This window comes from Fusicatenibacter sp., from assembly GCF_977045365.1.
Genome location: NZ_CDRRUH010000034.1, coordinates 22,605 through 32,079 on the forward strand (window position 1 = coordinate 22,605; position 9,475 = coordinate 32,079).

General features: G+C 43.7%; 5 protein-coding genes. 2 read left to right on the forward strand and 3 right to left on the reverse strand.

The annotated features are described in order from the left end of the window. Window positions 1-257 precede the first annotated feature (257 nt). The 3 genes from ACY2VW_RS08805 to ACY2VW_RS08815 form a co-directional block, all read right to left on the reverse strand. The gene (locus ACY2VW_RS08805) at window positions 258-2,996 is read right to left on the reverse strand and encodes an alpha-L-rhamnosidase (protein ID WP_461877806.1); all 2,739 of its coding nucleotides are present in this window, start codon (window positions 2,994-2,996) and stop codon (window positions 258-260) included. 86 nt (window positions 2,997-3,082) lie between these two features. Beyond that, window positions 3,083-4,471 carry an MFS transporter gene (locus ACY2VW_RS08810; protein WP_461877807.1) on the reverse strand — a complete coding sequence of 463 codons (1,389 nt, stop codon included), beginning with the start codon at window positions 4,469-4,471 and terminating at the stop codon, window positions 3,083-3,085. A 60-nt stretch (window positions 4,472-4,531) separates the two neighbouring features. Beyond that, window positions 4,532-6,823, reverse strand: a complete 2,292-nt coding sequence (locus tag ACY2VW_RS08815) for a glycoside hydrolase family 3 C-terminal domain-containing protein (protein ID WP_461877808.1) — start codon at window positions 6,821-6,823, stop codon at window positions 4,532-4,534. Between the two features lie 383 nt (window positions 6,824-7,206). Between ACY2VW_RS08815 and ACY2VW_RS08820 the strand changes: the two genes are divergently transcribed. Then, window positions 7,207-8,256, forward strand: a complete 1,050-nt coding sequence (locus ACY2VW_RS08820; protein WP_461877809.1) for a helix-turn-helix domain-containing protein — start codon at window positions 7,207-7,209, stop codon at window positions 8,254-8,256. A 122-nt stretch (window positions 8,257-8,378) separates the two neighbouring features. After that, on the forward strand, window positions 8,379-9,221 hold the full coding sequence (locus ACY2VW_RS08825; protein WP_461877810.1) for a 4Fe-4S binding protein: 843 nt from the start codon (window positions 8,379-8,381) through the stop codon (window positions 9,219-9,221). Window positions 9,222-9,475: the final 254 nt, after the last annotated feature.

Consider the following 9,475-nt stretch of genomic DNA (forward strand, 5'->3'; position numbering starts at 1 on the left):
ATAGTGACCGATCGGTTACTTGTCAAGCGTTATTCTTCCGGACCACAGGGCAGTAATTGACATATGTGGTCATTTCGGTTCGTCAGATTAATGCCGGTGTCTGCGCCAAAACGGAAAGAATCGCAATCACCGCAAAAATCACAGCAGCTGCCACTGCAGCAATCATAATTTTTCTTTTCATAGCACACCTGCTTTCTCCGCATCAAAGGCTCCACAAAATGCATCTCGCTTATTCAGGACACGCTCCGGAAACCGCTTTACTGATTTTCTTTTTCCTTCTGATTCAGTGCATTCACAACTGCCTCATACATCGGTTTTGCCTGTGGTGCTGCCCCAAGCAGCTCTGCGAGTGTCATTCCATATGCGAATTGGATCATCGGGCCATCCAGCATTCCCGGGGCCATCTGGTTGAACATCTCCACCGCAAGCGGTTCTGCAACGATTTCACCAAGTGTGCTGTCCATGCTGAATCTCTCTACTGCAAGGCATGTCTCTGTTGCATATTCGTAATCATATATACCGGAACCAGCCTCATACACTTCCTCTTTCTCCGGAAGTACAATTACAGCTGTTGTGTTCGCCGGGACTTCTACATGCACATGGATCTTTCCGTTCTTGCAGGATGTATTTGCCACGATTTTTCCATAAACAGATTCAAACTCTGTGCCCCACTCTTCCATGCCTTTTACAAACATTGGTTTTACCTGGAACTTCTTATATCCCGGCTCTACCTGAGATAATCCAGCAACTTTGCGGTACATCCAGTCACCTACAGAGCCATACGCATAATGGTTCAGGGAGTTCATTCCCGATTCGTCAAAGGTTCCATCCGGTTTGATAGAATTCCAACGCTCCCAGATCGTTGTAGCTCCCATGTTTACTGCGTAGAGCCAGGACGGATAATCTTCCTTCATAAAGAGTGTTGCTGCCATCTCATGTGCTCCATTTTCAGAGAGTGTATGGCAGATATACGGTGTTCCGACGAAGCCCGTAGCCAGGTGATTTTTGTGGTTTGCAATATTCGTAAGCAAGGTATCTAAAATGCGTTTTCTGTCTTTTTCTCTTGCAAGATGAAAATACAGGGAAAGAATTGCACCTGTCTGTGTCTCGCTTACGATACGCCCTGTCTCTGTATAATATTCTCTCTGGAATGCATCCAAAGTTGTTTCATAAAGATCCGCATACTTTTTCGCTTCTTCGTCTTTTCCCAGCACCTCTGCTGTTTTCTTTACAAGCTCTGTCACATACAGATAGTACGCGTTCGCAATCATGTATTTATCTGTTGCTCCGGTTCTGTCCGCGCTCTCTTCTTTGTCCAGCGCAAGCCAGTCTCCGTACTGGAATCCACTCTGCCAGAGACCATTTTCACCACAGTTGTTTCGGATATAATCTACCCACTCATGCATACATTTCCAGTTTTCTTCCAGGATCCCTTTATCGCCATACGTCTGATAGACAACCCACGGAACAATAACCGCCACATCGCTCCATGCAGAAGAACTGTACTGTCCCAGAATATCCGGTACAACATGCGGTACACCTTTTTCTAACGATGATTCTGCTGCAACATCACGCATCCACTTCGTGTAGAACAGTGCTGTATTTCTGTTAAATGCCGCTGTCCATGAAAACACCTGCGCATCTCCGGTCCAGCCAAGACGCTCATCTCTCTGCGGGCAATCGGTCGGGATATCGAGGAAGTTATCTCTCTGACTCCATGTAATATTGCTCTGCAGCTGATTTACTTTTTTGTTAGAGCATTTGAAATCTCCTGTCTTTTCCATATCGGAATGTGTCACGCACGCAATAAACTGATCTGCTGTAAACTCTTCCATTCCTTCCACACAGATATAACGGAATCCGTGGAAGGTGAAACGCGGACGGAAGATCTGTTCTTCTCCGTTGCAGATAAAGGTATCAATTGATTTTGCCTGACGAAGTGTCTCCGGATAGAAGTTTCCGTCTTTGTCCAGAACCTCTGCGTGACGGATTACAATTTTCTGTCCCTTCTCACCTTTCACATGTGCTTCCACAACACCCGTAACGATCTGTCCAAAATCAACCAGTTTTTCACCCTTTGGTGTCACGATCAACTCTTTACCCGCAATTTTCTCTGTGATACGGACAGGCTCATTTTCCTGTGCAGTCAGAACTGCTTTGTCAAAATCTTTCACAACAACATTTCCTTCCGCAATTTTAGGTGCATCCGTGTCAATTGTCTCACCCATGTAAATTTCACTGTAACGGATTTCTCCTGTCTTTACAGACCATGTTTCGTCTGTAGCGATCACATCTTTGCTTCCATCTTCATATTCAACATGAAGCTCTGCAAATGCCCCTGCCTGTGTACCATAACGATTTGGCTCGCAAGTAAATCCCAAAATACCTTTGTACCAGCCGTTTCCTACTGTGATTGTGATTTCATTTTCTGCTGCAAGCTGCTCTGTCACATCATAAATCTGATACTGCAGTCTGTTGTGATAGCTTGTCCATCCCGGTGCCATACGGTAATCACCAACGGTCTGTCCATTCAATGTCGCTTCATATACACCATGTGCCGTTGCATACAGACGGGCTTTCTTTACCTTTTTATCCGTTACAAATGTTTTTCCAAATACCGGGCATGCCGTCTCTTCTGCCGGGAAATCACTTGTGATCATTTTTGCAATAAACTCTGTATTGTCAAAAATTCCTGTCTCAAATGTTCCTTCGATGGATTCGGTATTTCCATGGTTATCTGTCACAGATACCTCTACTTTATAAAGCATTTCATCTTTCAGTTTTTCACCTTCGTAAGGAATCAAAACGGACTGGTCTGATTCTTTTTTCCCACTGTTCCAGACAACGTTACCATTTTCATCTGTTACATTAATTTCATATGCTGTCTGGATTGTATTCTGCTCTTCGGCCTCTATTTTCCATGAGAGTCTCGGTGCCTTATCCGTAAGTCCGATTGGGTTTACTCTGTATTCTGTTCTAAGATCATATAATTTCATCTATAAATTCCTCCATCTCAAAGATATGTACGAAAAGGGACAGAACCTTGTTGTCAGCTCCGTCCCCTCATATTACTATTTATTATCTATTTTGCTGCTTCTCTCTTCTGTAATTCTGCCATAATCTCCGGATATCTCTTCTCAAGGTCATTTTTCAGAAGCAGAATGAACATGATTACGAAAAGTGCAAGCGGGATGTAGATACCAAAAGCAAAGATTGCTGTATCTACAGCTGCCGGCTGTGTTTCAAGTGCTGCTTTGTAACCGGCTGCTGCCAGAAGCCATCCAATCAAGGATGCTCCGATGCCGGATCCGATCTTCATTCCGAAAGAGTTGGCACTGTTGGTCATACCTACGATACGTTTGCCGAACTTGTAATCATTGTACTCAACACAGTTATTTACCATTGGTCCAAACAGACACATCAAAGGAATATTAGCAAAGGTTGTCACTGCTCCGCCTACAACGCATGTCATAAGGCTGTATGGGGTAAATACTCTCACCAGGCAGGCTGCTGCTCCCATTGCGCAGGAAATCATACATGTTTTTGTCATACCTAATTTAGATGCCATCGGTCCCGTCAGAATGAAACCAAGGAATGTCGGAATCAGTCCGACTGCTCCGAGAAGCGCAACAATGTTATCATTTCCAAGGATATATTTTGCATAATAGGTACCACCGGATGTACTTAAACTATACGAAATATTCATTAAGAACTGAAGCACAAGCATGATAACCCAATACTTATTCTTAAAAAGCATTTTGATTCCTTCTACAAACGGTACATTCTCGTCTTCACTTTTTTCTGCTATCTGCACATTTTCTTTTGATACCTTGTAAAGAATAAGCAGAGAAACCAGGGAAATCAGACCAAAGATTACTCCCACTTTAATCCAGGCGTTCTGTGTTCCGCCAAGCATATTTGTAATTGGAATCAGAAGGATTGCAATTACCATTCCTGCGATATATCCAAATGCTGCACGGAAGATTCCCATTTTTCCACGTTCTTCAGAGCTTTCCGTGCGGATTGCCATCAAAGCTCCGTAGGGAATTGCCGCTGCTGTATATACAATTGCCGTAAGCAATACATTCGTGATGAGTACATATGCTGCCTGTAAACCACTTCCCATGTTTTTAGGTACGGTAAACAGTAAAATGATCGATACAAATGCCGGAATTGCCATTCTCAAAAACCAGGGACGACATTTTCCCTTTGGCGATTTCCCTGCGTCCATGATTTTTCCCATTGCAAGATCTGAAAATGCATCGAAAATTTTTGCAATCAGAAGCATGGTAGCAACCATTCCTGCTGCAAGTCCAACCTTCTCTGTATAGAAGTAAGTCATCTGTCCGACCAGGCAGCTCATAATATTCAGTGGCAGCTGTCCGAGACCATCACCGAGATAGTCTGTCAGTCTCATTGATTTTTGGACTCCCATTGAGTCCAGGCCGAGTTCTTTTTTTGTTTTCGCCATTTTGGTTCCCCTCTTATATTTTTTATACCATTCTTTACCTCTTGTCGTAAAGAACAAATTCTAACTGTTCAGCGCATCTACCATCTGCTCGAGCATCTCTCGCCTGATTCCCGGAACAAAGCTAAGAAGCTGACGAAGCGGCATGCCTTCCATCATGGCTGCCATCATTTCCTGATTCACAGCTCCCGACGTATCCTTTTCCTGTGCTTCTGCCATATCTTTTGCCGCATCATTCTGTGCCATTCCCTGCATGAAAGGTCCCATCACGGCCTGTGCTTTTGGATCACGCAGCAGTTCACCAAGGCAAGTGTTCAAGGAATATGTTTTCGGAAGTTCTTTTGCAGGATGCACTGTGATCTCTTCTCCCACACACATCTGGTCTGCATTTTCACCAATCATCACTTGATAAGAGCCTTCCTCTGCATACCAGTCATGAATGCATGTATTCCAGTAAGCAAACGCTCTCTTATCCAATGTAAACGTAACGGTCTTCTCTTCTCCTGCTTCCAGGAAAATCTTTTCAAATCCTTTCAGTTCTCTGACCGGACGGACAACCTCTGTCTCCGGTGCCTCTACATAGAGCTGAACTACTGTCTTACCGGCGCGTTTTCCGGTATTCTTTACTTTAACACTTACCTGTACGCTCTCATTGTCAGACATTTCTTTCTTACTGACCTGAAGATCACTGTACGCAAATGTTGTATAAGACAGACCATGTCCGAACGGGAACGCTGTTTCCATCTTTCTGGATGTGTAATAACGATATCCTACAAACACACCTTCTCTGTAATCCGAATGGTCATAACCTTTTCCATATGTCAGATAGCAGGGCGTATCTTCCAGACGAAGCGGAAATGTTTCTGCCAGACGTCCGCAAGGATTTTTGATTCCTGCAAGAACCTCTGCAACAGCTCTTCCAACTGCTTCTCCACCTAGATAAGCCTCAAGAATACCATCTACCTGATCCTTCCATGGCATCAGTACGGCAGAGCCGTTATGAAGCACAATTACCACATGCTTCTGTACTTCAAGAACCTTCTGTACAAGCTCGTTCTGGCAGTTCGGAAGATTCATATGCTTTCTGTCGTATCCTTCTGATTCGAAGTTGTCCGGAAGCCCAAGAAACAGAACTGCAACCTCTGCATCAGACGCTGTTTTAACGGCTTCATCCTGAAGCTCTTTTACAACTTCATCCTTTTCATCCTGATATCCTTCTGCAAACGTTACATTGGCCAGTTCCGGAATTGTTTTTGCCGCTTCCAGCGCTGATTCTACCTTCCAGCTGTTAATATGAGAGCTTCCACCTCCCTGATATCTTGGTGTCCTGGCATATTTTCCGATAAATGCTATTTTCTTATATCCGGACAATGGAAGAATCTGGTTCTCGTTTTTCAGCAGAACCATACATTCACTCTCAATCTCTGCTGCTGTTTCATGATCCTTTTCATAGTCAAATACAGCTGTTTCATCACGGTTTTCTGTATATCTGAATATAATATCCAGAATTCTCTCACAGGTAAGATCCAGTATTTTTTCATCCAGCTCTCCGCTTTCAACAGCCTTTACGATCATTTCATCGTTCTCGTCACTTCCGTGAGGCATCTCAAGGTCAAGTCCGGCTTTTAAGGCTTTGATTCGATCGTTCACTGCTCCCCAGTCCGATACCACATACCCGTCAAATCCCCATTCGTCGCGCAGTATCTTTGTGAGAAACTCAGGACTGTCCCCTACAAACTCGCCATTGATCCGGTTATAAGAGCTCATAATCGTCCACGGCTTTGCTTTTTTTACCGCTCCCTCAAAAGATTCCAGATAAATTTCTCTAAGAGTTCTCTCATCTACATCGGAAGAATTTGTCATACGACGTTTTTCCTGATTATTTGCAAGAAAATGCTTCGCACTTGTTCCGACATTTTTGCTCTGCACACCTTCTATGAATGCAGCCGCCAGTTCAGATGATACATAGGGATCCTCTGAATAATATTCAAAGTTGCGTCCGCACAAAGGAGAACGTTTTATATTCATTGCCGGTCCAAGAATCGTGCTTACCTTCATTGCCTGACATTCCTGCCCGATTGTTTCTCCCTGTCTTTTGATCAATTCTCTGTCAAAGCTTGCTGCTGTTGCACAGCCTGCCGGAAAACAGACTGCTTTCTCGCTCTCATTAATTCCAAGGTGGTCTCCGCCTTCTGCCTGTTTTCTAATTCCGTGAGGGCCATCCGTGACCATAACCGATGGAATTCCCAGTCGTTCGATTCCCTTAAGATGCCAGAAATCCGCTCCGGAACACATGCCGGCTTTTTCTTCTAATGTCATCTGGGAAATCAGGTTACCTATTTCCTCTCTTGTCATGCTTTACCTCCATTCGCATCGCGCTCTTGTTTGATCTTACTGAGATTATAACTGTCCTTTTGATACAGGTATTTCATTTTTATACTATTTTTTATATATTTACACTGTTTTCAATTGACATCCTGCTCTGTTTTCATTACTATAACTATAAAGATCAAGACTGCGTGAGCGTAAAGCACACAGTAATCGGATATCAAAAGTGTTTTTGACTCTGATATCATGCAAAGAAAGGATCCCATACCATGAAGCAGAACTATAATGTGGAAAACTTTATATCTATGTATTATTTCGATAACAATATTCCCATGTACATCTATGCAGACCATCATTTTGACTCCTGTGTTCCGCCACAGACTTCACTGACATTTCCGCCGCAGAAATATATGGATCTTCTGATCTCCAAACCGGATCGGGTATCCTATTGTGCCACAGATTACGGCGTTTATTTTGGTTGTCTGCGATTGGATTTTGACATTACAAAGTATCTTATCATCGGTCCTGTTTCAAATGTTCCCTATTCCAAAGAAACCCTTCTTAGGATGTATTGTGATTATGTTATTTCAAATGAACAAAAAGAGGAATTTCATGATTTTTTAAAAAGAATTCCACATATTTCCAAATTATCCCTGATTTCAAAGCTGGTTTTCATCAATTACTGTATTTATGAAGAAATGAAGACACCCTCCGATTTTCTTCCGGGCAAAGCCTCACCGAAAGCTTTGTCTCCCGAAATTGTTCAGATGAGCTACGACAAAAAAGAGAACTATGTGTACAATAAATCCTATGTACTGGAAGAGGCTATTTTAAAGCTTGTCAGAACCGGAAATATGGAGGGGTTTCAATCCCTTCAGTTTAATGATGATAATTTTCACACAGGTGTTACCGGCGATAACGCTATCCGGCAATTGAAAAACAATATTATTATAAGTACAACGCTTTGTACCCGCGCCGCCATAGATGGTGGTCTCGAATATGATACTGCCTATGAGCTTTCTGACCATTTCATTCTGCTTGCAGAACAGACGAACGATCCTGATATCCTGTACGAGCTTTTAGACAAAATACCTTATACCTTTGCAGAAAAAGTAGCCCAGGCACAGACTCCTACCTCCACCGATGAGCGCCTGCAAATGGCAATTCAGTACATCCAGCAAAACACCAATCAGCACATTACCGTCGGAGATGTTGCACAATATGCAGGCTTCAGTAAATCCTATTTTTCGACGTATTTCAGGGAAACACTTGGATTTACCGTCAGCGATTTTATTCTCCGCTGTAAGCTCGAGGAGGGACGCCGTCTTCTTCAATTCACAAAGAAACCAATCAGTACCATCAGTACTTTTTTATGTTTTTCCAGCCAGAGCCACTTTCAGACAGCTTTTAAAAAACAGTTTGGAATGACTCCAAACGACTACAGGCGCAGGCGGTTCTAAAACCGTCCTGCGCCTGTAGTCGTTTCACTTTTTTTGCAGATGTTTTACAAGAATCTGGTTACTATTTTTTCATTTCTCTGTTATACTGAAGAAAAACAAGAAAACAGTGGAGCAAAGGAATAATGGGAATCTATCACAGACTTCACAAATATGTGCCATCTATGCTGCTGTTTCTGCTGTTTGAAGCAGTGGCAGTTACGCTGTGGCTCACAAAAGACAATTTTTTCTATCTGCTGAATTTCAGCTACATCGGAGCCTGCCTTGGGCTTGGAACGGCACTGTTTACCGCCGGAAAACGGTATGCCCGGCATTTTGTCCAGTTGGCTGTTGGCAGCTATATGCTGCTGTACCTTGGCGTGATTTCCCGTGAAAATATGCAGATCGAAGGGTTCTGGTACTACCTGTTTCTCGGCGTTTTTGAAGCAGCGACCATCCACTACGCGGTTGCAAAAATTTTCGGACCTCTGCTTTTTGGGCGTGGCTGGTGCGGTTACGCCTGCTGGACAGCTATGGTGCTGGACTTTCTGCCCTACAATCAGCCGCAGAAACCACGAAAAGAAAAGCTTGGCATCCTTCGCTATGTGATGTTTCTTCTGTCTCTGGCGTTAGTGTCCGGTCTGTTTCTGATGCATGTGGCACATCTGGAACAAATCATGTTCTGGCTTTTCCTGGCCGGAAATACGCTTTATTACCTTGTCGGTATTGTGTTTGCCTTCCTGTTTCAAGATAATCGGGCATTCTGCAAGTATCTGTGCCCCATTACGGTTTTTCTCAAACCCATGAGCTATTTTTCTCTTCTGCGCGTCCACTGTGATGAGGATAAGTGTGTCCATTGCGGGAAGTGTCTGCGGGTCTGCCCCATGAACGTGGAGGTTAATAAAGAAACCCGCAGGCGGAAAAACGGAACAGAGTGTATTCTCTGCTATGAATGTACGAAAGTTTGTCCCTCAAAAGCACTGCATTAACTGTTTTCCCCTGTCGCGGCATTCGCCAAGGTTTCAAGCAAGCCCGAACTTTGGCTCATTGCCCACGAAAAAAAGCCGGAGTGAATCATCACCCCGGCTTCAAAAAAACCTTACTTGTGCTTACGGCCTCCACGTTTTTTGTAATCCTCGTCTATACGCTTTTTCCAGTCTGCGCTCAGCGGGGCACTGCACCGGACAGAGCTGATTGCTTCGCTGACCACCTCATAATTCAACGCGGTTCCTTCACTGTCGCA